Source organism: Collinsella sp. (assembly GCF_052346665.1).
Taxonomy (GTDB): domain Bacteria; phylum Actinomycetota; class Coriobacteriia; order Coriobacteriales; family Coriobacteriaceae; genus Collinsella.
The window spans coordinates 88,406-111,990 of the sequence record NZ_DAWDUX010000001.1; the positions used below are offsets into that span (position 1 = coordinate 88,406).

Sequence of the window (23,585 nt, forward strand, 5' to 3'; positions counted from 1 at the left end):
CGCCGAGGCGCTCGGCGTGGATACGCCTGCGGTGGAGTCCCTCGCCGGGGGAGCTCAATCGGCGGCAACCGATGCGAATCAGGGCGCTGCTGGTGAACAAGGCGCCGGGGATGGACTTGCGGCAACCGTGGGGCAGGCGGGTGCCGAAGAGCAAGGCGCCGAGGTGAACGCCACCGATGCCGCAGGGAATTCGTCCTCCAGTGACAGTGCGGATACCGTTGATGCCGACAGCGACGCGCCTTCCGCTAAGACGGATGACGCCGCTTCCGCTGCGACGGGAGCAGCCAAGGCCACAGACACCGCCAAAGAGGAAGCCGATGTCGCCAATGATGACGCTCAGACTATAGAGGTTTCCATTGCGGTCATTGGGCCCGATGCGAATGGCGTCGATGTGCAATGGGCGGGCAATGCCAAGATGGAGCTTAAGGCCGAAGCCGCGACGGTTGCGACGGCCGATACCACCGAGGCAGCGGAGCCGGAAGCTGCGGCAACCGACGAAACGGCAGCAGGTCCCACGGCGGCAGACGCAACCGAAGCGCTGTTCAAAGAAAGCGGTTTGGACGCTGGCTATGGAATGGGCAGCTACGGGCTCTATCTGAACACCATCACCTCGCCCTATACGGGTGAGAAGCTCGGCTGGGACCAGGCGACGGGCAAGTATTGGCAGCTCTTCGTCAACGGTACGGCCTCCGATGTCGGGGCGAGCAGCGTGTTCCTCAAGACCGGTGACGTGATCACCTGGGCGTACTCCGCGTACGGATCGAGCGTCCCCGAGGTTTCACCGGTGACGCCGCAGCCCGACGCCGAGCGCCCCGATTGGGACAGTGTGTGGCCGGGATTCGCCAGCGGATCGAACACCACGGCACCCACGCCCACGGACGAGGTCAAAGAGTCGTGGGTCACCCAGATTAAAGATTCCGCCGATTGGGCCACGAACGTTTCCGATCCCATTTACGTTGGCGATTACGTCTATATCGCTGCCGGTTCAAAACTGCTGCAGCTCAACGCGAAAACCGGTGAGACCGAGCGCGAGGGCACCTTGGTGGCGCCCATCAACTCCATCGCCCGCATGGTCTATGTGGATGGCCGCATTATCGTGCCACTTTCGGGTGGTCGTCTTCAGGCCCTGACCGCCGACCGTCTGGTTACGCTGTGGATGACGCCCGCCCTTTCCGCGACCGCGCAAGGCGACCAGCAATCCTTGAGCACGTTGACACTCGGCGATGGGTGCGTGTACTTCGGCACCGCGGTGGCGGATTGGTCCGTCACGTACGGAGGTAGCCTCGTATGCGTTGACATCCAAACGGGCAAGGTCCTCTGGTTTCAGGAGAACTCTGAGAAGGGCTACTACTGGTCGGGCGCGGCACTTGCCGGGTCATACGTGGTAGTTGGCGATGATGCGGGTGCCGTTATCGCACGCGATGCCAAGACGGGAGCGGAGGTCTCGCGCGTCGACGTGGGTGCCTCGGTGAGGTCGACCGTGGTGACCAGCGATGGCGGCAAGACGCTGTTCGTGGTGAGCATGGATGGCGTCCTGCATCGCCTTTCTTTAAGTGACGCCGGTATCTTGAGCGAGACGGGCAAGGTGAAGTTCGCAAAGACCTCCACCTCCACCCCGACCATATCTGGTGGCAAGCTCTTCGTGGGCGGTCAGTCTGAGACGTACATCCAGGTGAGCAAGTGGGTGAAGGCCTATTACGGCGTGCTTGCGGTGATCGATGTGGAGTCGCTGTCGGTGAGCGAAGTGTCGACGATCGACGGCCATGCCTTTGTTGGAGATACGAACGGGCAGGCGACGAGCGCAGAGGTCAAAAGTGCTCCCGTCGTGTCCGTTCAAAACGGCGAGACCTACGTGTACTTTACGGCGAATTGCAATCCCGGAGGCGTGTATTGCTACCGTCTGGGTGACACGGACGCGAGCCTCATCTACACCCCTGACGCCGATCATCAGAATTACTGCATGGCGTCCATTACGGTTGGCCCTGATGGCACGCTGTATTACGTGAACGATTCGGGCGCGCTGTTCGCCATCGGTTCGGCTGCGACCGAGGGCGGCGACCAGGGCGGCGATGGCAACACCGGCGGTGGATCCGACACTGGCGATACCGACAGCGGCAGCACCGACAACGGCGGCTCCGACGGCAGTGATGACGACCCCACGACCGAGACGCCCCAAAAGGACAACGAGCCCAATGCAGGCGCGCGTCCGGTAGGCGCGCCACTCACCACGGCGAAGAAGGCCATCAAGAACGCCAGCGGCAACACCAAGAAGTCGGCGAACGATGGTGATGAGGAGGACGAGACGTCGGAAGAAGCCTCTGAGGAGGCCTCGGAGAGCGGATCGAAAGCGGCTTCCCGCACGGCTGCCACGTATGCGGCAACGCATGCGGACGGTACGGCCGATGCACCTCTGAACGTGGTCCTGCCAGTCGCGGGCATGGCTGCCGGCGTGATCGGTCTTGTCGGAATAGGCTTTTGGCTGTTCCGTCGTCGCGTGTAAGTGCAGGGAGGATCGAAGATGCAAGACGAGAACCGGGACGATAGCAAAAACGAGAGCCAGGAAGGCAAGCTGGGAGCCACCGAACCCCATCCGGAGCGTCGGACTCTGAACCGCACGCAGCTCACGTTCGTGTCCATCGCCGTGTTACTGTGCCTAGCGCTTATCGGCGGCTCCGCGTGGTCGCTGGTGTCGGGCGGGGGGCTTCCCGTTGGCGCCGAGGCACAAGGCGAGGGATCGAGTGTTCAGACGAGCGACTCGTCCACCGCGAGCAAGGAGCCGGAACTCGATGAGGCGGATGCCTCCGAGGATGCGTCCGATGCAGTCGATGAGCCCGTCGCTGGTGACGATGCCTCTGGCGGAGCATCGTCCGGACTCAAGAGCGATGCGAGCAACAAGGACAAGACGGGATCGAACGCGGGCGGAGACGGCTCGGGTTCTTCGAGCGCCGGGTCGGGTGCATCGGGCTCATCGGACGCTCAAGACTCTACAAGCTCCGAGCCCCGTACCGTCACCGTGACCATTTCCGCGGATGGAACCGTTGGGGGCGGAAGCGTGGTCGGTCCCGTAACGCTGACGTTTGACGAGGGGGCGACGGTGTATGACGCGCTCGCGAACACCGGCTGGTCGCCTTTGGCCGAATGGGGCGCCTTTGGAGCGTACGTCACCTCGATCAATGGCGTGGCGGCTGCTTCCGATACAGGTTGGACGTACACGGTGAACGGCTCGCAGCCCAATTTCGCGTGTAGCGCCTACACACTCTCCGACGGGGATGTCATCCAGTGGACATTCGTTAAGGTCAAATAGGCCAGAGATATATAATGGGCTCGACCTCGGCTGTATGCCGGTAAATAGACGGAGGCGGTTTGATGGGTGCAGAACGGACGCTGAAAAAGGTCCTAATGATTGTCCTTGCAATCTTCGTTGCAGCTGCAGTCCTCGTTTTCGTACTTACGCACCTCTTCCGAGGCGAGCCTCGAACACTTGAGCTCGGCTCATTTGAAACCGCCGCGACTCTTCAAATCGATAATTACCCGGTATTGGGCCCAGACGGTACGCGGCAAACCGATGACCCAGATCACATCGACCGCGCGCGGGCCATCTTGGAGCATGCGACGTTTGTGGAGTGGCTTGATTACGATCAGTATCAGAAGGACCAGATCGGCATGTGTGGTGGCTACTTCACCGGTCTAACTCTGTATGACGCTACGGGAAAAGAGCTGGTCAGTGTGACATACAACCCAGGCTATTCCGACTACGCCCCCAATGGTTCGTCGGTCGCGCTGTTTGACGGGCGGCTCGCGTATGTGATGCAGGGCGATCAAGAAGAACTGATTCGATTTGCCGATGAATGCGTTGAAGAGGCGCGTGCGGAAAACGGTCAGTCCACGAATCTTTGGCGATTCGTGGACTGACTCTAAGAGGGCTGTTTGCCTATTGGTTACTCCGCGTCGCTCGCGTTCTGCTCTGCCACGGCCTGCATCGCCACGGCGCCGATGAAGTTCACCGGTTGGCAGAAGTTGGGCTGGAAGAACAGGTCCACGTTGGCGAGCTGGTCGATGGTGAAGCGCGCCTGGATGGCGATGGAGATCGCGTTGGCGGCCTCGGCTACGTCGTGGCGGCACAGGAACTGCGCGCCGAGTACGCGACGGGTCTCGGGGTCCCAGGTAAGGGTCGCCGTGACGGGCGTGGTGGTGAGCATGAAGTCCGGGCGGTAGTCCTGGACGAGTGTGGTGGAACGGGCGTTCACGCCGCGGGCCTCGGCGCCCGCCTGGGTCAGGCCGCTCGCAGCGAGGGACAGGTTGTAGAGCTGCACGGCGCTGGTCGCCTGGGTCCCCAGGTACTTCTGGACGGGCTCCTCGATGTTGGCGCCCACGAGCAGGGCTTGGCGCACCGCGTTGGTGGCAAGCGGGATGTAGTCGTAGGTGCCGGTGGGGTTGTAGAGCACGGTGCAGGAGTCGCCGGCTGCCAGGACGTCGGCGCAGGCCTCGTCATGGCCGGCGAGGAAGGCGCGCATGTACTCGTCGGTCTTGATGGCGCCGTTGGGCAGGGTCTCGAGCTGTCCCGCGAACAGGTCGGTGCGCGGCAGGAAGCCCGCACCCATGATGGCGTAATCGACCTCGTACTCGCCGGCGGTGGTCACCACGGCGACGCCATTGCCGTCTTCATTCAGGCGGAACTCAGTGACCATCTGGCCGAGGGCGAGCTCGACGCCGTGCTTGGCATACTCGGCCTCGACTTGCTCCGTGATGGGAGCGTCGAAGTTTTTGGCCAGCGCGCGGTCGAGGCCGTCGATGAGGATGGCGTGCACACCCGCCTCGCTGAACTGCTCGACGAGCTCCGCGCCAATGTAGCCCGCGCCGATGACGGCGACGGAGGACGCCTTCATGGCGTGGTCCTTGATCGCCTTGCCGTGATCCCAGTTCTTGCAGAGCATGACGCGGCCGTCTTCGAGGCCCTCTGCCAGGCCGGGGATGGGCGGCATGACGGGCTTGGAACCGGTGGTCACGACGAGCTTGTCAAAGGAATAGGTGGTCTCCTCGCCGCTCTCGAGGTCGCGCGCGACGAGCGACTTGCCGGCAACGTCCACGGAGAGCACGTCGGTGCGCATGTGCATGTTCGCGCCCAGTTCGGCCAGCGCGGCAGGGGAGGAGTAGAACATGCGGTTGGGGTCGCTCACGTGACCACCCACCCACAGGGCGATGCCACAGGAGAGGAACGACAGCGTGTCGTTGCGCTCGAAGACGTGTACGGTCCAGCTGGGGTGCGCGGTGAGGATGGCCTGGGCGGCGAAGGTGCCGGCATGCGTGCATCCAACGACGGCTACGGTCTTGGGGGCGGAGGTGGCGCTCATGGGGTCTCCTTGCGATGGGCATCGGCGCGCCGTGGCGCTCGACGCGATGTGGCAGGTGCTTCCACCTGCAGCGTAGTTCGTTGAGAAATGATATAGAAATAGAAGCAAATAGCAAGCGCTGTTCGGTAAATGGACGGGCGGTGCCGCTCGCGCGCATCGGTTCCATCGTGGGGTCCAGATGCCTCAGCGGGGCCGGAGGGGCGTGACGCCATTGCGGTGCCTGGTCTTTCGCATCGCATCGCACGGGCACATGTGCGACCATGGAGCGGACGCGTATACACGCCGCCTGTTGGGCGGTGAGAGGCGGGAGGCCACGACATGAATCCATTCGAGCGCAAGTCCGTAGAGCCGTCGCCGGCAGAGGACCTGCTGGCGTTCATCCACGAGAGCCCGACGATGTTCCACACCGCGGCGTCCATTCGGGCCCGCCTGGACGAGGCGGGCTTCACGTACCTGCCCGAGGGCGATGCGTGGGACGTGCGACCGGGTGGCGCGTACTACTCCCAGCGAAACGGGTCGAGCGTCGTCGCGTGGCGCGTGGGAGAGGGCGTCTCCGCCCGCTGCGACGGCGCCGTCGTCGATGGGCTGCAGGGGGGCGGCATCGGGGAGAAAGGGGCCGAGGCCGACGCGGCGGGTCCGCATGGCGCGGTGCCCGAGGGCGGCGCGCCGTACCACTTCCAGCTCACGGCATCGCATTCGGACTCCCCGTGCTTCAAGGTGAAATCGGACGCCGAGGTCGAGGGGCCTGCGGACTACCTGCGCCTCGACACCGAGGCGTATGGCGGGATGATGGATTACACCTGGTTCGACCGTCCCCTGTCCCTCGCCGGACGCGTGCTCGTGCGCGACGGGGCCCGCATCGAGAGCCGCCTGGTCGCGCTCAACCGCGGCGTCGCGCTCATCCCGAGCCTCGCCATCCATATGAACGGCGAGGTCAACAAAGGGTTTGCGCCCAATCGTGCAAGCGACCTGTTCCCGCTCGTCTCCGCCGGAGACCTGGGCCGCGGTTCGCTTGACACGCTGATCGCGGATGCCCTCGAGATCGACCCGGGGCAGATTGTCGCGCGCGACCTGTTCCTCGTGAACGCCGATAAGGGCCGCGTGTGGGGAGCCACCGACGAGTTCATCTCCTCTCCGCGCCTCGACGACCTGATGTGCGCCTACACCTCGCTGCAGGCGTTCATCGCCCGGGGCAACGCGAACGCCGTGACGGTGTATGCGTGCTTCGATAACGAGGAGGTCGGTTCGGGCACCAAGCAGGGCGCCGCGTCGACGCTGCTCGCCGACGCGCTCTCGCGCATCAACGCCTCCCTAGGGTATGCGCCCGAGGACCTGTGCCGAGCGCTTTCGGCCTCGATGCTCGTGAGCTGCGACAACGCTCACGCGCTGCATCCGGCCCATCCGGAGCTGGCCGACACGCTCGCCCGTCCGCAGATGAACGCGGGCCTGGTGGTCAAGGAGGCCGCCAACCAGCATTACTGCACGGATGCGTTCAGCCGCGCCGTCCTTACCGCGATCCTCGACGATGCGGAGATTCCGCACCAGTGCTTTTCGAACCGCAGCGACAAGGCCGGCGGCTCGACCCTCGGCAACATCTCCAACATGCAGGTGAGCGTCCATGCGGTCGATGTGGGCTGCGCCCAGCTCGCTATGCATTCCTGCGTGGAGACCGCCGGCGCCCGCGACGTCGAGCTCGCGATCGAGGCACTGGCGGCGTTTTACGGAGCGGATATCCGCATCGACGGGGCGGAGGGCGTCGAGCTGGCGTAGCCCGCCATCGCGACGCTGCTGCTCCCTCCGAGACGCCGTCGCCCCCTTCTGCGACGCGGCTGCCATCGCGATGTGGCTGCCCGCCCTGCCTCGCGGTTAGCGGATGAAGTTCGTCGGCTTTGGGCTTTCCTGCTCGGGAAGCTCGATACCAGCGGCGCGCCCGGCCTCGAGAGATCGCAGGATCCAGGCCATGTTGCGGGCGAGCTGCCGCATAGTCCATAGCCCCTCGAGATCCTGCTCGACCTCCTCGGCGGTGTTGCCGTGCACCATGTTCCAGTAGCGTGAGCTCACAATGGGCATCTGCGAGATGGTGAAGAACTTCTGGATGTCGTCGAGCGATGCGGTGGTTCCGCCGCGCCGTGCGGAGACGACCGCCGCGGCGGGCTTGAAGCGCAGGACATCCGGGGCGCCGGCGTGCCCGTTGGAGTAGAAGAGCCGATCCATGAAGCTCAGGAGCGATCCGCTCGCGTGTGCGTAGTGCACCGGTGCGCCAAAGACGAAGGCGTCGGCATCGACGGCGAGCGCGCGGAATTCGTTGACGGCGTCGTCGAAGATGCAGGCGCCCGTCTGGCGGCACCGTCCGCATGCCATGCATCCTGCGGCGGGCTTGGCCCCAATCCAGAATATCTCGGCGTCGATGTTCTGCCGCCCGAGCTCTGCCGCGACCTCCTCGAGTGCGCGATCGGTGCACCCGTGCTTGTGCGGACTGCCGTTGACGAGCATGACCTTCATAGGGACTCCCTCCGTTGTGTGTCCAGTAGTGCTGTTGTGCCGTTATACCCAGCGCCTCGGGCACGCGACGCGTCTGAACCAGCTGCCATCTGGTATAGTTCCGCAGATGCATGCAATGACGGGGTCGCCTTGCGGCCTCGGTCGAGAAAGGACCGTTCATGATCAAGGAGCTCGTGAAGGACGAGGCCGTCTTGTCCACCCCGTGTGAGCCCGCCACTGCCGCCGACGCAGAGGTCGCCCAGGATCTGGTGGACACTCTGCTGTCCATCGAGGACGCCGCCTGCCTCGCCGCCAACCAGATCGGCGTGACCAAGGCGATCATCGCGCTCGCCGACGACGAGGGCAACGCGCATGTGATGTTCAACCCCAAGGTCCTGTTCGGCATGGGCGCCTACAAGGCAGAGGAGAGCTGCCTGACCCGCGAGGGCTCCGTGAAGGTGACCCGTTTCGCCAAGATCAAGGTCTCCTACGACGAGCTCGTCGACGGCGAGCTCAGGGCCCGCAAGCGCGATTTCGTGGAGTGGGGCGCCGAGCTCATCCAGCACATGTGCGATCACTGCCAGGGCAAGCTGGTTTAACGCTTTTTTCGGACGATTGTGAGAGCCGGTCCCTCGCGCGGACCTTGAACTGCCTCCCTTTTCTTGGACATGAGAAAAGGGAGGCCTCTTGTATGTCTCGAAAGCCTTTGCACGACGCCGCCGGATGGCCGCGAGGATGCGGCCCGCCCGGCGTGGTCGGGTTTCGGGCGTGTGCGTCGCGCACCGTGGTCGGGCTTCGGGCGCCCATTCCGCCCCGCGAACCACGGTTCCGAGCTCTTGATCCGATTCAGGCCCCAGGTCTCTGGTCCTACGCCTTGCGGCGCACGCGAACGGCCGTGCCACACGCCGTGGTCATGATCATCTCGGCGAACGTCTCGTAGCCTACGTTGGCGCCGATGATCGCGTTCGCGCCCAGATTCTCTGCACGCTGCGACATCTCGTGCAGGACCTCTTCGCGCGCCTGGGCCATTTCGTCCTCGTAACCCGCAGAGCGCCCGCCAAAGACGTTGCGAAGCCCAGCGCCGATGTCGCGGAACATGTTGATGCCGCTCACAGCCTCCCCGGTGACGATGCCCAGATACTCAACGACCTCGTAGCCATCGAGACTGTTGGTGGTGGTAATGGTGAGCACTGCGTCTCCTTTCTGGACGGCATCGCCGCCCTCTGCTCGCATGGTCGCCATGTCCACGCGCTCGCATCGACCGGAGGAACCACGTGGACCGTGGCCGTTCGACCATTTCGGTGTTGCAGCGCTTATACCCACTCGTGTGGATATCGAAGAGTGGTCAAAATACCCTAATAGTGCGCAAAATCGAGACCAATGGACAAGAGTGCATAATCGATGGCTGGCTGTTTTCGCAGGTAAAGCGTCTGAGCTATCCAATGCCGCAGTCTCTTGAGCCGTCGATTCTCCCGTCGTGTCCGCTTGCCCTGTGCAAATCCTCGGGTTTTGTCACCAGTGTTGGGGATTGCCTGCGCAACATTAGGGTATTTTGACCACAGTTGAGAATCCAGACCAAGAAAGGCTCAAATCGTATGCAATTTGACGCGAATCTTATGCAATCACTCGCGTGGGCGGCGATGGGATGCGGCTTTACATGGCTCATGACCACCGCCGGCTCCGCGATGGTGTTCTTTTTTCGCAAGGACCGCGCGGTTACGCACCGCATCTTTCTCGGGTTCGCGGCCGGCGTGATGATCGCTGCGAGCGTCTGGTCCCTGCTCAACCCCGCCATCGAGCAGACCGAGGAGCTTGGGCAGGTCGGCTGGATCCCCGCTGCGGGTGGCTTTTTGCTCGGTGTGGCCTTCCTCATGGCGCTCGACACGTTTCTGCCACATCTGCATGCGGAAGGAGAGCAGCCCGAGGGAATCCAAACGAGCTGGAAGCGTACCACGCTGCTCGTTTCGGCGGTGACGCTCCACAACATCCCCGAAGGCATGAGTGTGGGCCTGCTGTTCGCGATGGCGGGGCAGGCGAGCGGTGCCGAGGCGACCGCGTATCTGGGCATGGCCATGGCGCTTGCCATCGGCATGGGTCTACAGAACTTTCCCGAGGGGGCGGCCATTTCGCTGCCGCTGCGTCGTGAGGGCATGACTCGCGGAAAGGCATTCGTGCTGGGAAGTCTCTCGGGCATCGTGGAGCCCATCTTTGGCATCCTGGTGGTGCTGGTGAGCGGCCAGATAGCTCCGTTTATGCCCTGGATGCTCGCGTTTGCCGCGGGTGCCATGATCTACGTTGTGGTCGAGGAACTCATTCCCGAGGCGCACCTCGGTGAGCATTCCAACATCGGGACCTTGGGCGTCATTGCCGGGTTCGTCATCATGATGGTGTTGGACGTCGCCCTCGGATAAGGCGTGCCCTGTATTCGCCGTCGATGCAATGCGTGACGCGGTGGGGCCCTGGGAGTCTCCAGAGCCCCACCGCGTCACCAAGTTGAAGTGCTCGATACGGGCGCCGGGGACGCTTTGCGCTTCAATGCCTATTTTTCGTGGCGGGCGTCGTGCAGTTCACGTGCGGCGGCAGCACGCGCCTCGCGGGCATCGCGCAGTGCATGGTGGGCGTCGACGGTGGCATTTCGAGCTTCGCGTAGGGTGTCGGCCAGCTGGGGGTTCTTTTCGGCGACGCGCTTGACCAACGGTCCATCAAGTTCCTCTTGCGTGGGCTCTGCCAAATAATCTATGGCATATTGCGCTGCGACTGCAGACCCCTTGGCCAAAACGGCCTCATCGACCTTGTAGTAGCAGGAGTGCTGCGCGAACGTGGCGCCGATTTGTGCATTGCGGCAGCCCACAAAAGCCAGTACGCCGGGAACGCGCCGGAGGTACTCGGAGAAATCCTCACCCGACATGGTGCCGCGGTAGTGACCTTCGCCCTCAGGGCCGAGCGTCTTGAGCACGGCCCGCCTGCAGCGCTCGCTTGCCTCCACCTCGTTCTCGACCTTGTAGTTCGCGATAGTGTAGTCGGAGAGCTCGGCCTCGGCGCCATGCGCCTGGGCGATGTGCACGGCAATGCGCTCGATCAGCGCGGGCATGAGCTCGTGGGTGGCATCGGAGTACGTGCGCACGGTTCCCTCCAGGTGCGCCTCTCCGGCGATGACGTTTCGCGCCGTGCCCGCATGGAGCTTGCCCACGGTTACCACGGCAGGTTCGTAGGGAGAGAGCTCGCGGCTCACAATGGTCTGCAGGGCATTGACGATTTCGGCGGCGACCATGACGGCGTCGCTGCCGCGCTGCGGCATGGCCCCGTGGCAGGACGTGCCATGCACATCCACCCGGAACCAGTCGGTGTTGGCCATGCGTGGCCCCGGCTCGCAGCTGATGGTCCCGGCGTCAACCTCGCTCCAGATATGCATGGCAAACGCCCCGTCCACGCCCTCGCACACGCCCGCCTCGCACATCATGCGCGCACCGGATCCATTCTCCTCGGAGGGCTGGAACACCACACGGATTTCTCCATGGATGTCATCGGTCATGTGGCGCAGAATCTGTAGCGTACCGAGCATCATGGCGATATGGCAATCGTGTCCGCACGCGTGCATGCATCCCTCGTTGACGCTGGCGAACTCTTCGTTCGTGCGCTCGGTGACCGGCAGCGCGTCGATGTCGGCGCGCATGAGCAGGCGGCGGCGCGGTGTTCCGTCCGCGCGATAGGCGTCCGGCGCCGTGCCGCGCACCGTGGCGACCAGGCCGGTTTTGAGCGGGCGCTCGTAGGGGATGTTCATGGCGTCAAGCTGGCCGGCAATGTCAGAGGTCGTGCGGACTTCCTGCAGGCTCAGTTCAGGATGTTTGTGGAAATGGCGGCGCTGCCGGATGATGTAGGGCTCGAATTCGGCGGCGATTGCGAGGATTGCCGAGGTGACCTCTTCGCCCGAGCGTTCATTCGAACTCGCCATGATTTGCTGTGCCTTGGTCTGTGCCATGGTCCACCCCATTTGTCCGCAAAAACAAGCACCTCTAGCTTACCGCGAGAGTGCGGGGTGTGGGATGTGCAATTGAATGTCGATACAGCGCTACTGGGCGTCGTCGGTTTTCTCGAATTTCTTAGCAATCTTCTTCGCCGAGCGCTTGATGTTGGACATCAGGCCGCCAGCTGGATGCGCGGCGTTGAAGGCGTCTTGCCTGTCGCGCTTGGCGCGCTCCTCGATGATGATCTCACCGTAATCCTCGACCAACCGGTCGTAAAAGGCCACGGCACCGTCGATATCCTCCTGATTGGGGCGGCCCTTGTTCATGCCGCCCACCAATTTGAACGGCCCGTAGGTGTCAAAGCCAGGGCATCCGTACATGCATAGCAGGTTGGCGAATTTCATGCGGCAGACGCCGTCGAGGTCACGGCCGTTGAATTTGGCCTGACCGCCGTAGGTCATGAGTCCTACGACCTTGTCGCCGTCACGTAGGCAGTGGTCGGCAACGCGCAGGAGGTCTTTGTCAAAGTTGCCGTAATAGATGCCAGATGCCATGATGATGACATGGTAGGGGGAGAGGTCGGGATACTCGTTCTTCCCGAGTGCTCCGACATCGATCGTGTCGATTTCCGGGTGTGCCGTGACAATTGCATCCACGAGTTTCTTGGTATTGCCGTGGTGCTTCGAGCGGTAGACGATGACGGTCCTGAGATCCATGGGACGACCTTTCGTACGCGATTCACAAATGTCAATCATAGCGAAATCGCTTTACCTGAGGAGGTGGCGTCAGCGGGGCGCCACTCGATGATGGGGTGATGCTTCACATGGTGTCCGCGTTGTAATACCTCTGATTCTTTCTCATACCAATATAAAAATTTCTGCACAACTCGGTCAAGCGGATATCAGGGTATACATAGGGCCGAAAAACAGGGTGGATGTCGGATGCGGCTATCTTGTTCGAACAGGAGCGATGTTGTACACGGATAAACATGCAGGTGAAAAGCTGTATAAGGGATGAACGGTCGAAAAACTCCGGTAAACGGTATGAGAGACAGAAAAGATTAAAAACTCGGGAACAGAACATCCACAACTGCTATAGTGAATATCACTTGTTACGTGGTTACTACCAGTGCTGTGCGAACGGCGCAGCCGAAGAGCGAGAAAGAGGGATTGATGGTCGGTTTCATTTTGACTGGTCACGGACACTTCGCAGACGGTATCAAGAGTGCGCTCGATATGGTCGCCGGCGATCAGGAGAACTTCGAGATCGTCCCGTTCGAGGGCTCTCAGGCCGCCACGTATGGTGATGACCTCCGCGCCGCCATCACCAAGATGCGCGGCGAGTGCGAGGAGGGCGTCATCGTCTTCGTCGACCTTCTCGGAGGCACCCCCTTCAACCAGTCCATGATGATCGCCAACGATGTCGACAAGCTCGAGATCGTCACCGGCTCCAACCTGCCCATGATCATCGAGTTGCTCTTCGCCCGTAATGGCGCGACCAACGTGACCGCCCTTGCCGAGCAGGCGGTCGCTGTGGGTCAGCAGGCCGTCACCCGCCAGTCCCTCGCCTCCGTCATGGGCGTTGCCGATGACGATACCGAAGAGGACGGCATTTAATGGCTGACTTCGGGCAAAACGTCCTCGCCTCTTCCGTTGCCCTGCTGCTTATTATGGCGGTCATGGGCCTCGTCTACTTCCTGTGGTCCAAGGCCAACATGAAGAAGAAGGTCAAGTACTTCGAGCACATCCACACCGACCTCGCGGCAGGTCAGCGCGTGATGTTCGGCGGTGGCATCTTCGGTGAGGTCAAGAGCGTGCAAGGCGACGTCGTCGAGGTCAAGGTTCGCTCAGGCGCGACCCTCGATGTCTCCCGCTACGCCATCCAGGAAATCGTCAAGTAGTCATTCTCTACACGGCATCAAGGGGAACGGCACCGCCAAGCGGAACGCGCGAACCCAGTGCAATAGGCCAATCAGCGAATACGAAAGGAACGGATCGCAATGGCAGAGCCTAACATTCTTCTTACCCGTATCGACAACCGTCTGATTCACGGTCAGGTTGCCACCCAGTGGAACTCCACCTTGGGCTCCAACCTCATCCTCGTCGCCAATGACGAGGTGTCCACCAACACCATGCGCCAGAATCTCATGAAGATGGCTGCCCCCACCGGCGTCCAGACTCGCTTCTTCTCCATCCAGAAGACGATCGACGTCATCCACAAGGCCTCCCCGGCCCAGAAGATCTTCATCGTGCTCGACTCTCCTCAGGACGCGCTCAAGCTCGTCGAGGGTGGCGTGCCGATCAAGAAGCTGAACATCGGCAACATGCACATGGCCGAGGGCAAGCGTCAGGTCGCTACGACCGTCGCCGTCGACGACGACGACGTGGCTTGCTTCCGCAAGCTCCAGGAGCATGGCGTCGAGCTTTCCATCCAGCGCGTGCCCAGCACGCCCGTTGAGGATACCAACAAGCTGTTTGCGTAATGTGGGGGATTGCGAGCAGTTTGTTTGTATACGGGGCGAACAATCGCCTCGGTCGTAACACTTAGTACGAGAAAGTAACTTTGAAAGGAGGAGCATAAGATGGAAGCGAATTTCCTTCAGATCGCCCTGGTCTTCCTGGTGACCTTCATTGCCGCTATCGACCAGTTCGACTTCACCGAGTCCCTGTACCAGCCCATCGTCACCGGCCCGATCATCGGCGCCATCCTCGGCGATGTGCAGACCGGCCTCGTCGTCGGTGGTACCTATCAGCTCATGACGATCGGTAACATGCCGATCGGTGGTGCTCAGCCGCCGAACGCTGTTATTGGTGGCATCATGGCGGCCGTCTTTGCCTGCACGCTCGAGATGGATCCCAACGTCGCCGTTGCGACCGCGATTCCGTTCGCTCTGCTGGGCCAGTACGGCGTCACCCTGTTCTTCACCCTGCGCGCCCCGCTCATGGAGTCCTTCCGTGCCGCAGCCGTGAAGGCCGACACCAAGGCTATCACCAAGCTGACCGTGATCTCCGAGGTCATCCTCGGCCTCATCTTCGCCTTCATCGTGACCCTGTTCTTCATCGGTGGTCTCACCGCTGGTCAGGCTGTTGTCGACATGGTGCCCAAGTGGCTCAACAACGGTCTCTCCGCTGCCGGTGGCATGATGAAGTTCGTCGGCTTCGCGATCCTGCTGAAGATTATGATGTCCCGCGACATGTGGGCCTTCTTCCTGCTCGGCTTTGGTCTCACGACCATCGTGCACGGCATCCCCTCGCTTGCCAAGCCTGAGCTCCTGATCATGGCCATCATTGGCTTCGGTCTCGCCTTCTGGGACTTCCAGCAGCAGACCGAGCTCAAGGGCGCTGCTTTTGACGGAGGTGATATGAGCGATGGCATCTAATGAGTTCACTGTCCCCGCACAGTATGAGGACCTGACTCCTGCACCGAACGTCGATAAGAAGACGCTCAATCGCATGGTTTGGCGTTCCTACTGGCTCCAGTCTTCGTTCAACTACGAGACCATGCAGTCCGGCGGCTGGCTCTTCGCCATGGTTCCGGGCCTCGAGAAGGTTCACACCAACAAGAACGACCTCGCTGCGTCGATGTACCACAACCTGGACTTCATCAACACGCACCCGTTCCTGGTCACCTTCGTTATGGGTATCGTGCTCTCCCTCGAGCAGAACAAGGTCGATACCCAGACCATCCGCTCCGTGCGTATTTCCGCTGCCTCCCCGCTGGGCGGCATCGGCGACGCTCTGTTCTGGCTGACGCTCGTGCCGATCACGGCCGGCATCACCTCGAACATGGCTATTGAGGGCAACCTCATTGCCCCGCTCATCTTCCTGATCGTCTTCCACGCGGCTCTGTTCGCTTGCCGCTTCGGTCTGATGAACTGGGCCTACAAGATGGGCACCTCCGCCATCGACTCCCTGACCTCCAACATGCAGGCCTTCACCCGCGCTGCCGCCATCATGGGCTGCTTCGTGGTTGGCGCCCTGACGGTCAACATGGGTGGCACCCAGATCAACCTCAACATCCCGAACGGCACCACCCGTGGCCTTGCCGCTCACACCGTTGTGGTTTCCAACGAGGAGGCCGAGAACTTCGCCGACCTCGCTATCGACACCGAGACCGCTGAGGCCGGTACGCTCGGCATGACCGACGAGGACGGCACCGCCCTCAAGGCCGCCGACGCCGACGGCAACGTTGTCGATTGCGGTATCGTCGACCTCGGCAACGGCATGAGCTCCGTCACCTATGGTGAGGTCACCGTCTCCGACGTGTCCTTCTCCGTGGCTTCGACGCTCGACACCGTCATGCCCAAGCTCGTGCCGCTCGCGCTCGTGCTTCTGCTCTACTTCCTGTTCGCCAAGAAGAACTTCACCCCCATCAAGGGCATCGTTCTCATGCTGATCATCGGCATCCTTGGCGCCCTGCCTCTCAACGAGTGGCTCGGCATCACCTGGTGGACTGGTCTCTGGTAATTCCAGTTGCCTCTTGAGGGCAAATCTCCCCCAGATGCGCCTTCTCGCCCGGCGTGGGTCTTCGCGCCCACGCCGGGTTTTTCTTCTTTCGTACGTATGATCATGACTCTAGCCGGATGCAGTTGGCCTTGGTTGGGTCATTTGGATAGCCCTGTCGGAGGTTTCAATCATGGCGGTCGCTGCGCGCAAACAGCCTTTATACGATCAGCTTGTCGACATCCTCACCGATAAGATCGAGCATGAGTACAGTGCGGGCGACATGATTTCCTCCGAACGTGAGCTCTCCGAGCGCTACGGACTTTCCCGTACGACGGTTCGCCTCGCCCTGCAAGAGCTTGAGCGTATGGGCCTCGTCGTGCGTCAGCACGGTCGTGGTACGTTTGTCGCGGACCGTTCCGCACAGACCACCAACCTCATGCAGTCCTACAGCTTTACCGATCAAATGCGCTCGATGGGGCGCGAGCCGCGTACGACCATTCTTGAGTTCTGCGACTTTGAAGCGGATAAGAACCTCTCCGAGCACATGGGCGTGCGCCTAGGCGAGAAGCTGTATAAGATCAAGCGACTTCGCTCCGCCGATGGCATGCCGATGATGGTCGAGCGTTCGTATCTGCCGGTGCGCAAGTTCCTCACTCTCAAGCGCCCTCTCCTCGAGTCGATGCCCCTCTACGACATCATCGAGAAGGAGTATCGCGAAAAGATCAGTGTTGCGGAGGAGGAATTCTTCGCAAGCATCGCTCGCCCTGCTGACGCCCACCTGTTGGGCATTTCCGAAGGCGCGCCCGTCTTGGATTTGGTGCGCACTACGTACAACGCGTCTAACGAGGTCGTTGAGTACACGCTTTCCGTTGCTCGTGCAGACCAATTCAAGTACAAGGTTTTGCACCGCAGGGGAGAGTAGGGTCCGCCGAGTGCCAAAGTGGCACGAGCCCGTCAACCGGAGTGCATGGCCGCCACCGCTTTGTGAAGGGGCCTCATGTGTTCCCGTTGCCGGACCAATATCGCATGTGTTGGACGCACGGATCGAGTGGTCTTCAAACTCGGTGCCAATATGTGTCAAACGCATGCAATTCTGGCTTAACTGGTTACAACCACATAACCAGCTTATAATGAAAACAACTAGTAAAGGCGTTAGCCAGAAAGAGAGGTATCATCCATGTTCGAGAAGACTTCGGAGGAACTCCACGAGATCGGCGGCTATAACACCACCGTCGAGATCAAGCAGCAGCCTGAGCTTTGGCTCGATACGCTGAACATCTATCGTGAGAACCTCGAGGCCATCGAGTCCTTCCTGGCCGACGCGCGCGCCATGGGCGAGGGCCGTCTGTCCGTCGTATTCACCGGCGCCGGCACCTCCGACTACGTCGGCGACACCTGCGCCCCCTACCTCCGTCACGCGGGCGACACCAAGCTGTACGACTTCAAGCCTATCGCAACCACCGACATCGTCTCGGCTCCCCGCGACTTCCTGAACCCGGATGAGCCCACTGTCCTCGTTTCTTTCGCCCGTTCCGGCAACAGCCCTGAGTCCCTGGCCGCCGTCCAGGTTGCCAAGACGTTCGTCAAGAACGTCAAGTTCATCAACCTCACCTGCGCTCCCGAGGGTAAGCTCGCCGTCGAGTCCGCCGATGATCCGAACGCGCTGACCATCCTCATCCCGCGCGCCAATGACAAGGGCTTCGCCATGACCGGCTCCTACAGCTGCATGACTCTGCTCTCCACCCTCATCTTCGACACCGCATCCCTCGAGCAGAAGACCGCTTGGGTTGAGCAGGCCGCCAAGATGGGCGAGGACGTCGTTGCTCGCGAGGCCGAGATCGCCGAGTTCCTGTCTGGCGATTTCAACCGCGTGACCTACCTGGGTTCCGGTTCCTTCGTGGGCCTCGCCCAGGAGGCTCAGCTCAAGATCCTCGAGCTCGCCCACGGTCTCGTTGCCACTTCCTGGGACTCCTGCATGGGCTATCGCCATGGGCCGAAGTCCTTCGTGGACGACAAGACTCTCGTGTTCGTGTACATGAACAACGACGAGTACACCCGTCAGTACGACCTCGACATCCTGAATGAGATCAACGGCGATCAGATCGCCGCCAAGACGATCGCCATCCAGCAGGACGGCTCCACCAAGTTCGACGGCAAGGCCTTCACCTTCTCCGGTTTCGATGCGCTGCCCGAGGGTTACCTCGCTCTTCCGTTCGTCATGGTTGCGCAGGTCATCTCCCTGCTCAACTCCGTGCGCGTGGGCAATACCCCGGACACCCCGTCTCCTTCCGGCACGGTCAACCGTGTTGTCAAGGGCGTGACCATCCACCCCTTCGAGGCCTAATCGCCTTCAAGGACTGAGGGCCATGGTGCAATTGGGGACATACCCCGATTGCACCTTTTGCTTTGCGCGCCGCCTATGGACCCGAAGCGCCTGCCCTGTCCTTGGACGGGTGGGCGACTTTTATTTACGAAAACGCGCTTGCGTTATGACGGACTAGCGCAGCGCCTTTGGGTATAACCGCAATATGTGCATCAAATTCGTGTTAGGAGAACACATGAGCACCTATGCAATCAAAGCCGATGCCTTCTACCTGCCGACCCGCGTTGCCCGCGGTGGGTACCTTATGGTCGAGGACGGCGTCTTCGGCGAGTACGTGACCGATGCTCCCGCGTGCGAGATCCGCGACTATTCCGGTTACGAGGTCGCCCCGGGTTATGTCGACACGCACATCCATGGCTTTGACAACCATGACATTATGGACTGCAAAGCGGAGAGCGTCGCCGTCGTCTCCCGTGGCATCCTCCGTAACGGCGTGACCAGCTACCTTCCCACGACCCTTACCGCCAGCACCGAGCAGCTCGAGGCCGCCTGCGCCTCCGTTGCCGAGTACGTCGAGGCTGGCGACGAGACGCCGCACGCCCGCATCCAGGGCATCTTCCTCGAGGGCCCCTTCTTCACCGAGAAGTACAAGGGCGCCCAGAACCCGGCTTACCTCTCCGCCCCCACCATGGAGAAGTTGAACGCCTGGCAGACCGCTGCGCACGGCCTCGTCAAGAAGATCGCCGTCGCCCCTGAGTACGATGGTGCCGTCGAGTTCACCGCTGAGGCCGTCAAGTCCGGCGTCGTCGTGGCTCTCGGTCACTCCGCCGCCACCTGCGAGCAGGCTCAGGCTTGCCTGGACGCGGGCGCCAAGGTCTTCGTCCACACCTATAACGGCATGAGTGGCCTGCACCACCGCGAGCCCGGCATGGTGGGTGCCGCCCTGTCCAGCCAGGACAAGTCGTACTCCGAGCTCATCTGCGACGGCCATCATGTCAACCCCATCTCCGCGGGTATCGTGATGCGCGCCAAGGGCCATGAGCACGTCGCCCTCATCACCGACTGCATGTGCGCTGGCGGCATGCCCGATGGCGACTACTTCCTGGGCGAGCTGCCTGTCGTCGTCGCAGGCGGCACGGCCCGCCTCAAGGACGGCGGCTCGCTGGCGGGTTCCATCCTCAACATGAAGGACGCCGTCAAGAACGTCGCCGACTGGGGCGTTGCCACCAAGGCCGAGGCCATCTACATGGCTACTCAGGCTCCCGCCGAGGCCAACGACATCGCCGACGAGTGCGGTTCCATCCGTCCCGGCCGTCATGCCGACTTCGTCGTGCTGAACTCCGATCTCACCCTCGTCGAGACCTACCTCGGCGGCGAGAGCGTCTACGTCGAGAGGTAACCATCGTTCTCTGGCGAGATCGATATGAATCTTTAGCGCCCCGACCCGGTTGTACCGGATCGGGGCGTTTGAATGCGAAACGTTCTTGAAGGCGAAGCGAATCAGTCGGCGACGATTATTCGGGTTGATTCGAGGATCATGGAGCACTGTTCGTCGCTGACATTTGCATCGGTGATGAGCGCGTCCATCTGATCGAGGTTGTAGAAGCCGAAGAAGTCCATCTGTCCGATCTTGCTTGAGTCGCAGACGAGGTACCGCTCGGCGGCTCGATCACAAGCGAGCGCCTGCAGACGACCCTCCTCGAGGTTGGAGCAGGAGATGGATTGAGCGAGCACGCCGTTGGTGCCGATAAAGCACGTGTCGATACCGAGTGGGGCGAGCGCATCTTCCGCTACGGGACCGACGAAGGACCCCGAGCGCTTGCGATACTGTCCTCCCAGGGCGCAGATCTCCACGTCGCTGCGCGTTTGGAGCATGTTCAGCACGATGATGCTGTTTGTGATGACACGCAGCTGCATGGGCGGCAGTGCGCGGGCGATGAGGGCGCAGGTCGAACCGGGTCCGAGGAAAACGGTGTCATGCTCCTTGATCAGACCGACCGCGCAGTGCGCAATGCGTTCCTTTTCGGGCGAGCGTATCGAGAGCTTTTCAAAGAAGGAAACCTCGCCGGCGGTGGGGGTCCCGCTTGATAGGCGGATACTGCCGTGCTCGCGGCTCACGCCGCCATCTCGCGCGAGTTCATCGAAATCCCTGCGAGCGGTCATTTCGGAAATGCCGAAGATCTTCGCCGCTTGGGCGACGGTGACCATACCGCGCTGCATGCACAGTTTCAGCAATTGTTCGTGACGTTCAGATTTGAGCATGGCTTGCCAATCGGTCATGCGGTGACAACGGAAGTGTAAGTGCTGAGCGCCTCGAGGATCTGAGGGTCTGCGTCGGCGTTGACGAAGGCCGCGGTCATCTCCTCCAAGGTGGTGAACAGGCAGAAGTCGCGCCTACCAACTTTTACCGCGTCTACAACGAGGTAGCGCTCCTGGGCGCGTGCAAGGGCATCGGAAAGAACCATAGTCGCGTCGGGGCGAGAGCCGAAGACCTCATTTTCGAAAATTCCGGTGGCGGAGACATAGGCTTTTGGCGCCGAAAGGCCGTAGAGTCCGCGGCCGTTGTACGGCATGGTGAAGACGCGGGTGTCATGGCGCATCATGCCGCCAATGAAGAAGAGGTCGACATGGGGGTTGTCAGCCAATAAGTTCAAGACGGGGAGGCTGTTGGTGACCACGCGGATGTCCTCCTGCGGCAGATACGAGCACATAAGTTCGAGTGTGGAGCCGCCCCCGAGGAAGATGGTATCGCCGGCGGAGACAGTGCGCGCCGCCGCCATCGCCGCCGCGCGTTTCTGTTCGACGTGGAAATGGCGCTTCTCTTCGTGTGAGATCAGGCGTGAGAGTGTCGTACCACGTGCGGAGCGCGGCAGTTGGGCGCCGCCGTGTACGCGCACGAGCAGTCCCTTGTCGGCGAGCTCCGCCAAATCGCGCCGAATGGTCATATTCGAAACACCCAGGGTGTTGGATATCTCATTGACCGTAACGGAATGATGTTGATCGAGCAGGTCGAGAATGGCCTGCTGACGTTCGGATTTCATGGCCGTGAACTTCCTTATCGAGCGTTTGTTCATATTTCAATTAAAGCGAACAACACAAATGAACGCAAATCGTTCACAGAAACACAACTACCTTTCACCGGTCAAAACAGCACGTTCACGGGAAAAAATCCATTGATACCAATTAAAAACGATAAAAAAGAGCGCGTTGTAAAAAACAATCCTTGACCAATAATCAAACATAGACGAACATAAATGAGCAGAACGAACATAATATAACAACATGAAAGGACAGCAGATGCGTATTGGCGTTATCCTCGCGAGCCACGGAGAGTTTGCACGCGCCGCCCTCGGCGCCGTTGAGATGATCGCCGGCAAGCAGGGCGACGTCGTGGCGCTTGGTCTCACCGCCGAGAAGAGTCTGGAGGCCTTCGAGGCCGAGATGCGCGAGGCCTACGAGACGCTCAACGCCGAGTGCGACCTGGTCGTCACCCTGTGCGACATCTACGGCGGCACACCGTTCAACGTGACCACCCGCGCCCTGCTCAACGGGATGGAGATGGTCGCGTACACCGGCCTGTCGATGCCCGTGGTCGTCGAGCTCCTGTTGACCCGCGATGGCCTTGAGTCCGCCGACGCCGTCCGTGCGCAGATCACCGCCGCGCATGCCGGTGCCCAGAAGGAGATTAAGGCCCCTGTTCCGGTCGCGGAGGACGATGGGGACGACCTCAATCTCTAACTCGCCCGCGATCGCCGGTTCCGGGGCGCGCCCGTCCCCCATCGGGTGGCGCCCCACGTGTTACGCCACTTGCTGGAAGCAATGAACATAAGTGCAAACGACAAGGAGAACATCATGGCACTTAAGCTCGTCGACATTGATGACCGCCTGATTCACGGCCAGGTGGCCACGACTTGGATCCCGGACTTCGGCATCGAGTCCGCCATCATCGTCTCCGACAAGGTCGCCAATGACCCCGTTCAGAAGTCCGTGGCCGGCCTCGCCGCCCCCGACATCAAGGTCTCCGTCTTCGGCGTCGACAAGTTCATCGACGTCCTGAAGAAGACGGAGCTCAAGAAGGCCACGATGGTCCTGTTCACCAACCCCATCGACGCCCTCAAGCTGCATGAGAACGGCCCGCCGTTCGATTACCTGAACGTCTCCGGCATGCGCTTCAACGATCAGCGCCATCGCCTGCACAAGAACATGTCCGTCACCGCCGAGGAGAAGGCCGCTTTCGAGGAGCTCATCGGCTTGGGCGTCGAGTGCTGGATGCAGACGACCACGCGCGATTCCAAGGAGCCGGTGTCCGAGCTCCTCAAGAACTACTAAGCCGGTAATCATCTCCGGGCATATGGGTCCGGAGTGTGCCCGCTGGATGCGTGCGGCGGGCGAATAGGGAAGGAGAGGCATATGCTTCAAGCACTTCTGCTCGCCATCTGGGCGGGTCTGTGCACCTGGGACCAGTTCGGTCCCCACCTGGGCTTCCGCAAGCCCCTGCTGGCGTCCGTCGGCGTCGGCATCATCCTCGGCGACATGACGACCGCCATCATGATCGGTGCGACCATGGAGCTCATGTGGCTCGGCGTCAACAACATCGGCGCCTATGTTCCGCCGGATGTCATCTCCGGCACCATCGTCGGTGCTGCCCTGGGCATCATGGGTGGCGGCGACACCGCCTCAGCCATCGCGCTCGCCGTCGCCATCGGTATCCCGACCGCTACCCTCGTTCAGCAGCTGAACATCCTGGTCATGACCACCAACGTCTCCCTCGTCCACGGTGCTGACAAGGCCATCGAGTCCGGTAAGTTCAACGCTGTGAACAAGTTCTTCTGGACCGGCGCCCTCTGCTTCTTCCTGACGCGCGCCGTCCCGGTCTTCATCGCCACGGGCATCGGCTCCTTCGTGATCGAGGACATCATGAACTTCCTGCAGAACCAGGTTCCGTGGGTCCTCTCCGGCTTCTCCACCGCCGGTGGCATGATGCCCGCCGTCGGTCTGGCCATGCTCCTCACCATGATGA

The 23,585-nt window shown here is 61.5% G+C and carries 24 protein-coding genes; 17 read left to right on the top strand and 7 right to left on the bottom strand.

All coding sequences use genetic code 11. The features are described from left to right. The 3 genes from ACT8II_RS00375 to ACT8II_RS00385 all read left to right on the top strand — a co-directional run. A partial coding sequence (locus ACT8II_RS00375) for an outer membrane protein assembly factor BamB family protein (protein ID WP_443812767.1) occupies nucleotides 1-2,500 on the top strand: 2,500 nt, incomplete at its 5' end. Nucleotides 2,501-2,518: 18 nt separating this feature from the next. After that, the gene (locus ACT8II_RS00380) at nucleotides 2,519-3,304 is read left to right on the top strand and encodes a DUF4430 domain-containing protein (protein ID WP_118652517.1); all 786 of its coding nucleotides are present in this window, start codon (nucleotides 2,519-2,521) and stop codon (nucleotides 3,302-3,304) included. Nucleotides 3,305-3,363: 59 nt separating this feature from the next. Further along, complete coding sequence (locus ACT8II_RS00385; protein ID WP_147352831.1) at nucleotides 3,364-3,912, top strand: hypothetical protein; 549 nt, start codon at nucleotides 3,364-3,366, stop codon at nucleotides 3,910-3,912. A gap of 26 nt (nucleotides 3,913-3,938) precedes the next feature. On the opposite strand, the gene ACT8II_RS00390 is transcribed toward ACT8II_RS00385, so the two are convergent. Continuing rightward, nucleotides 3,939-5,351 (bottom strand): FAD-dependent oxidoreductase, encoded by a 1,413-nt coding sequence (locus tag ACT8II_RS00390; RefSeq protein ID WP_443812768.1) that lies wholly within the window; start codon nucleotides 5,349-5,351, stop codon nucleotides 3,939-3,941. 318 nt (nucleotides 5,352-5,669) lie between these two features. On the opposite strand from ACT8II_RS00390, the gene ACT8II_RS00395 reads away from it, so the two are divergent. Beyond that, complete coding sequence (locus ACT8II_RS00395) at nucleotides 5,670-7,121, top strand: M18 family aminopeptidase (RefSeq protein WP_118652522.1); 1,452 nt, start codon at nucleotides 5,670-5,672, stop codon at nucleotides 7,119-7,121. 96 nt (nucleotides 7,122-7,217) lie between these two features. Here ACT8II_RS00395 and ACT8II_RS00400 read toward each other — a convergent pair whose 3' ends face one another. Beyond that, nucleotides 7,218-7,853 carry a flavodoxin family protein gene (locus ACT8II_RS00400; RefSeq protein WP_118652524.1) on the bottom strand — a complete coding sequence of 212 codons (636 nt, stop codon included), beginning with the start codon at nucleotides 7,851-7,853 and terminating at the stop codon, nucleotides 7,218-7,220. Nucleotides 7,854-8,011: 158 nt separating this feature from the next. Between ACT8II_RS00400 and ACT8II_RS00405 the strand changes: the two genes are divergently transcribed. Then, nucleotides 8,012-8,431 (top strand): peptide deformylase, encoded by a 420-nt coding sequence (locus tag ACT8II_RS00405; protein WP_118652526.1) that lies wholly within the window; start codon nucleotides 8,012-8,014, stop codon nucleotides 8,429-8,431. A 268-nt stretch (nucleotides 8,432-8,699) separates the two neighbouring features. On the opposite strand, the gene ACT8II_RS00410 is transcribed toward ACT8II_RS00405, so the two are convergent. Beyond that, the gene (locus ACT8II_RS00410; protein ID WP_118652528.1) at nucleotides 8,700-9,023 is read right to left on the bottom strand and encodes a YbjQ family protein; all 324 of its coding nucleotides are present in this window, start codon (nucleotides 9,021-9,023) and stop codon (nucleotides 8,700-8,702) included. A gap of 404 nt (nucleotides 9,024-9,427) precedes the next feature. On the opposite strand from ACT8II_RS00410, the gene ACT8II_RS00415 reads away from it, so the two are divergent. Beyond that, a complete protein-coding gene (locus ACT8II_RS00415) occupies nucleotides 9,428-10,243 on the top strand; it encodes a ZIP family metal transporter (protein WP_443812769.1) in 816 nt (271 codons plus the stop codon). Nucleotides 10,244-10,371: 128 nt separating this feature from the next. Here the strand turns inward: ACT8II_RS00415 and ACT8II_RS00420 are convergent, their stop codons facing one another. Next, complete coding sequence (locus ACT8II_RS00420) at nucleotides 10,372-11,811, bottom strand: M20 family metallopeptidase (RefSeq protein ID WP_118652530.1); 1,440 nt, start codon at nucleotides 11,809-11,811, stop codon at nucleotides 10,372-10,374. Nucleotides 11,812-11,901: 90 nt separating this feature from the next. After that, nucleotides 11,902-12,513, bottom strand: a complete 612-nt coding sequence (locus ACT8II_RS00425) for a hypothetical protein (protein ID WP_294122621.1) — start codon at nucleotides 12,511-12,513, stop codon at nucleotides 11,902-11,904. Between the two features lie 456 nt (nucleotides 12,514-12,969). Between ACT8II_RS00425 and ACT8II_RS00430 the strand changes: the two genes are divergently transcribed. The 8 genes from ACT8II_RS00430 to nagA all read left to right on the top strand — a co-directional run bounded on the left by ACT8II_RS00430 (nucleotide 12,970) and on the right by nagA (nucleotide 19,964). After that, nucleotides 12,970-13,413, top strand: a complete 444-nt coding sequence (locus tag ACT8II_RS00430) for a PTS sugar transporter subunit IIA (protein WP_302742327.1) — start codon at nucleotides 12,970-12,972, stop codon at nucleotides 13,411-13,413. Beyond that, nucleotides 13,413-13,697 carry a preprotein translocase subunit YajC gene (gene yajC, locus ACT8II_RS00435; RefSeq protein WP_118652536.1) on the top strand — a complete coding sequence of 95 codons (285 nt, stop codon included), beginning with the start codon at nucleotides 13,413-13,415 and terminating at the stop codon, nucleotides 13,695-13,697. Before ACT8II_RS00430 ends, yajC begins: the two co-directional genes overlap by 1 nt. Before the next feature lie 99 nt (nucleotides 13,698-13,796). Further along, nucleotides 13,797-14,279 (top strand): PTS galactosamine transporter subunit IIB, encoded by a 483-nt coding sequence (gene agaB, locus ACT8II_RS00440; RefSeq protein ID WP_118652538.1) that lies wholly within the window; start codon nucleotides 13,797-13,799, stop codon nucleotides 14,277-14,279. Nucleotides 14,280-14,378: 99 nt separating this feature from the next. After that, nucleotides 14,379-15,176 (top strand): PTS mannose/fructose/sorbose/N-acetylgalactosamine transporter subunit IIC, encoded by a 798-nt coding sequence (locus ACT8II_RS00445; protein ID WP_302742331.1) that lies wholly within the window; start codon nucleotides 14,379-14,381, stop codon nucleotides 15,174-15,176. Next, complete coding sequence (locus tag ACT8II_RS00450) at nucleotides 15,166-16,263, top strand: PTS system mannose/fructose/sorbose family transporter subunit IID (RefSeq protein WP_294159591.1); 1,098 nt, start codon at nucleotides 15,166-15,168, stop codon at nucleotides 16,261-16,263. The genes ACT8II_RS00445 and ACT8II_RS00450 overlap by 11 nt, the downstream gene beginning before the upstream one ends. Nucleotides 16,264-16,432: 169 nt before the next feature. After that, complete coding sequence (locus tag ACT8II_RS00455; RefSeq protein ID WP_118652544.1) at nucleotides 16,433-17,164, top strand: GntR family transcriptional regulator; 732 nt, start codon at nucleotides 16,433-16,435, stop codon at nucleotides 17,162-17,164. 255 nt (nucleotides 17,165-17,419) lie between these two features. Then, nucleotides 17,420-18,586 carry an SIS domain-containing protein gene (gene agaS / locus ACT8II_RS00460; protein ID WP_118652546.1) on the top strand — a complete coding sequence of 389 codons (1,167 nt, stop codon included), beginning with the start codon at nucleotides 17,420-17,422 and terminating at the stop codon, nucleotides 18,584-18,586. Between the two features lie 214 nt (nucleotides 18,587-18,800). Continuing rightward, on the top strand, nucleotides 18,801-19,964 hold the full coding sequence (gene nagA / locus ACT8II_RS00465) for an N-acetylglucosamine-6-phosphate deacetylase (protein ID WP_294159594.1): 1,164 nt from the start codon (nucleotides 18,801-18,803) through the stop codon (nucleotides 19,962-19,964). A gap of 101 nt (nucleotides 19,965-20,065) precedes the next feature. Here nagA and ACT8II_RS00470 read toward each other — a convergent pair whose 3' ends face one another. Continuing rightward, entirely contained in the window at nucleotides 20,066-20,845 is a 780-nt protein-coding gene (locus ACT8II_RS00470) for a DeoR/GlpR family DNA-binding transcription regulator (protein WP_443812770.1), read from the bottom strand. Further along, complete coding sequence (locus ACT8II_RS00475) at nucleotides 20,842-21,606, bottom strand: DeoR/GlpR family DNA-binding transcription regulator (protein ID WP_294159598.1); 765 nt, start codon at nucleotides 21,604-21,606, stop codon at nucleotides 20,842-20,844. Before ACT8II_RS00475 ends, ACT8II_RS00470 begins: the two co-directional genes overlap by 4 nt. Nucleotides 21,607-21,862: 256 nt before the next feature. On the opposite strand from ACT8II_RS00475, the gene ACT8II_RS00480 reads away from it, so the two are divergent. The 3 genes from ACT8II_RS00480 to ACT8II_RS00490 form a co-directional block, all read left to right on the top strand. Then, nucleotides 21,863-22,303: a PTS sugar transporter subunit IIA gene (locus tag ACT8II_RS00480; protein ID WP_443812771.1), complete on the top strand. Its 441-nt coding sequence runs from the start codon at nucleotides 21,863-21,865 to the stop codon at nucleotides 22,301-22,303. Nucleotides 22,304-22,417: 114 nt separating this feature from the next. Then, nucleotides 22,418-22,894, top strand: a complete 477-nt coding sequence (locus ACT8II_RS00485) for a PTS system mannose/fructose/N-acetylgalactosamine-transporter subunit IIB (protein ID WP_443812772.1) — start codon at nucleotides 22,418-22,420, stop codon at nucleotides 22,892-22,894. Between the two features lie 81 nt (nucleotides 22,895-22,975). Beyond that, nucleotides 22,976-23,585 (top strand): PTS mannose/fructose/sorbose/N-acetylgalactosamine transporter subunit IIC (locus tag ACT8II_RS00490; protein WP_443812773.1); only part of this gene is annotated, 610 nt, incomplete at its 3' end.

Bases quoted from the DNA above. Each gene is read 5' to 3' on its own strand.
- ACT8II_RS00400 (WP_118652524.1), bottom strand. From the start codon at position 7,853: ATGAAGGTCATGCTCGTCAACGGCAGTCCGCACAAGCACGGGTGCACC.
- ACT8II_RS00430 (WP_302742327.1), top strand. From the start codon at position 12,970: ATGGTCGGTTTCATTTTGACTGGTCACGGACACTTCGCAGACGGTATC.
- ACT8II_RS00420 (WP_118652530.1), bottom strand. From the start codon at position 11,811: ATGGCACAGACCAAGGCACAGCAAATCATGGCGAGTTCGAATGAACGC.
- yajC (WP_118652536.1), top strand. From the start codon at position 13,413: ATGGCTGACTTCGGGCAAAACGTCCTCGCCTCTTCCGTTGCCCTGCTG.
- ACT8II_RS00380 (WP_118652517.1), top strand. From the start codon at position 2,519: ATGCAAGACGAGAACCGGGACGATAGCAAAAACGAGAGCCAGGAAGGC.
- ACT8II_RS00470 (WP_443812770.1), bottom strand. From the start codon at position 20,845: ATGACCGATTGGCAAGCCATGCTCAAATCTGAACGTCACGAACAATTG.
- ACT8II_RS00485 (WP_443812772.1), top strand. From the start codon at position 22,418: ATGGCACTTAAGCTCGTCGACATTGATGACCGCCTGATTCACGGCCAG.
- ACT8II_RS00480 (WP_443812771.1), top strand. From the start codon at position 21,863: ATGCGTATTGGCGTTATCCTCGCGAGCCACGGAGAGTTTGCACGCGCC.
- agaS (WP_118652546.1), top strand. From the start codon at position 17,420: ATGTTCGAGAAGACTTCGGAGGAACTCCACGAGATCGGCGGCTATAAC.
- ACT8II_RS00395 (WP_118652522.1), top strand. From the start codon at position 5,670: ATGAATCCATTCGAGCGCAAGTCCGTAGAGCCGTCGCCGGCAGAGGAC.
- ACT8II_RS00445 (WP_302742331.1), top strand. From the start codon at position 14,379: ATGGAAGCGAATTTCCTTCAGATCGCCCTGGTCTTCCTGGTGACCTTC.
- ACT8II_RS00475 (WP_294159598.1), bottom strand. From the start codon at position 21,606: ATGAAATCCGAACGTCAGCAGGCCATTCTCGACCTGCTCGATCAACAT.
- ACT8II_RS00415 (WP_443812769.1), top strand. From the start codon at position 9,428: ATGCAATTTGACGCGAATCTTATGCAATCACTCGCGTGGGCGGCGATG.
- ACT8II_RS00450 (WP_294159591.1), top strand. From the start codon at position 15,166: ATGGCATCTAATGAGTTCACTGTCCCCGCACAGTATGAGGACCTGACT.
- agaB (WP_118652538.1), top strand. From the start codon at position 13,797: ATGGCAGAGCCTAACATTCTTCTTACCCGTATCGACAACCGTCTGATT.
- ACT8II_RS00405 (WP_118652526.1), top strand. From the start codon at position 8,012: ATGATCAAGGAGCTCGTGAAGGACGAGGCCGTCTTGTCCACCCCGTGT.
- ACT8II_RS00425 (WP_294122621.1), bottom strand. From the start codon at position 12,513: ATGGATCTCAGGACCGTCATCGTCTACCGCTCGAAGCACCACGGCAAT.
- ACT8II_RS00455 (WP_118652544.1), top strand. From the start codon at position 16,433: ATGGCGGTCGCTGCGCGCAAACAGCCTTTATACGATCAGCTTGTCGAC.
- ACT8II_RS00390 (WP_443812768.1), bottom strand. From the start codon at position 5,351: ATGAGCGCCACCTCCGCCCCCAAGACCGTAGCCGTCGTTGGATGCACG.
- nagA (WP_294159594.1), top strand. From the start codon at position 18,801: ATGAGCACCTATGCAATCAAAGCCGATGCCTTCTACCTGCCGACCCGC.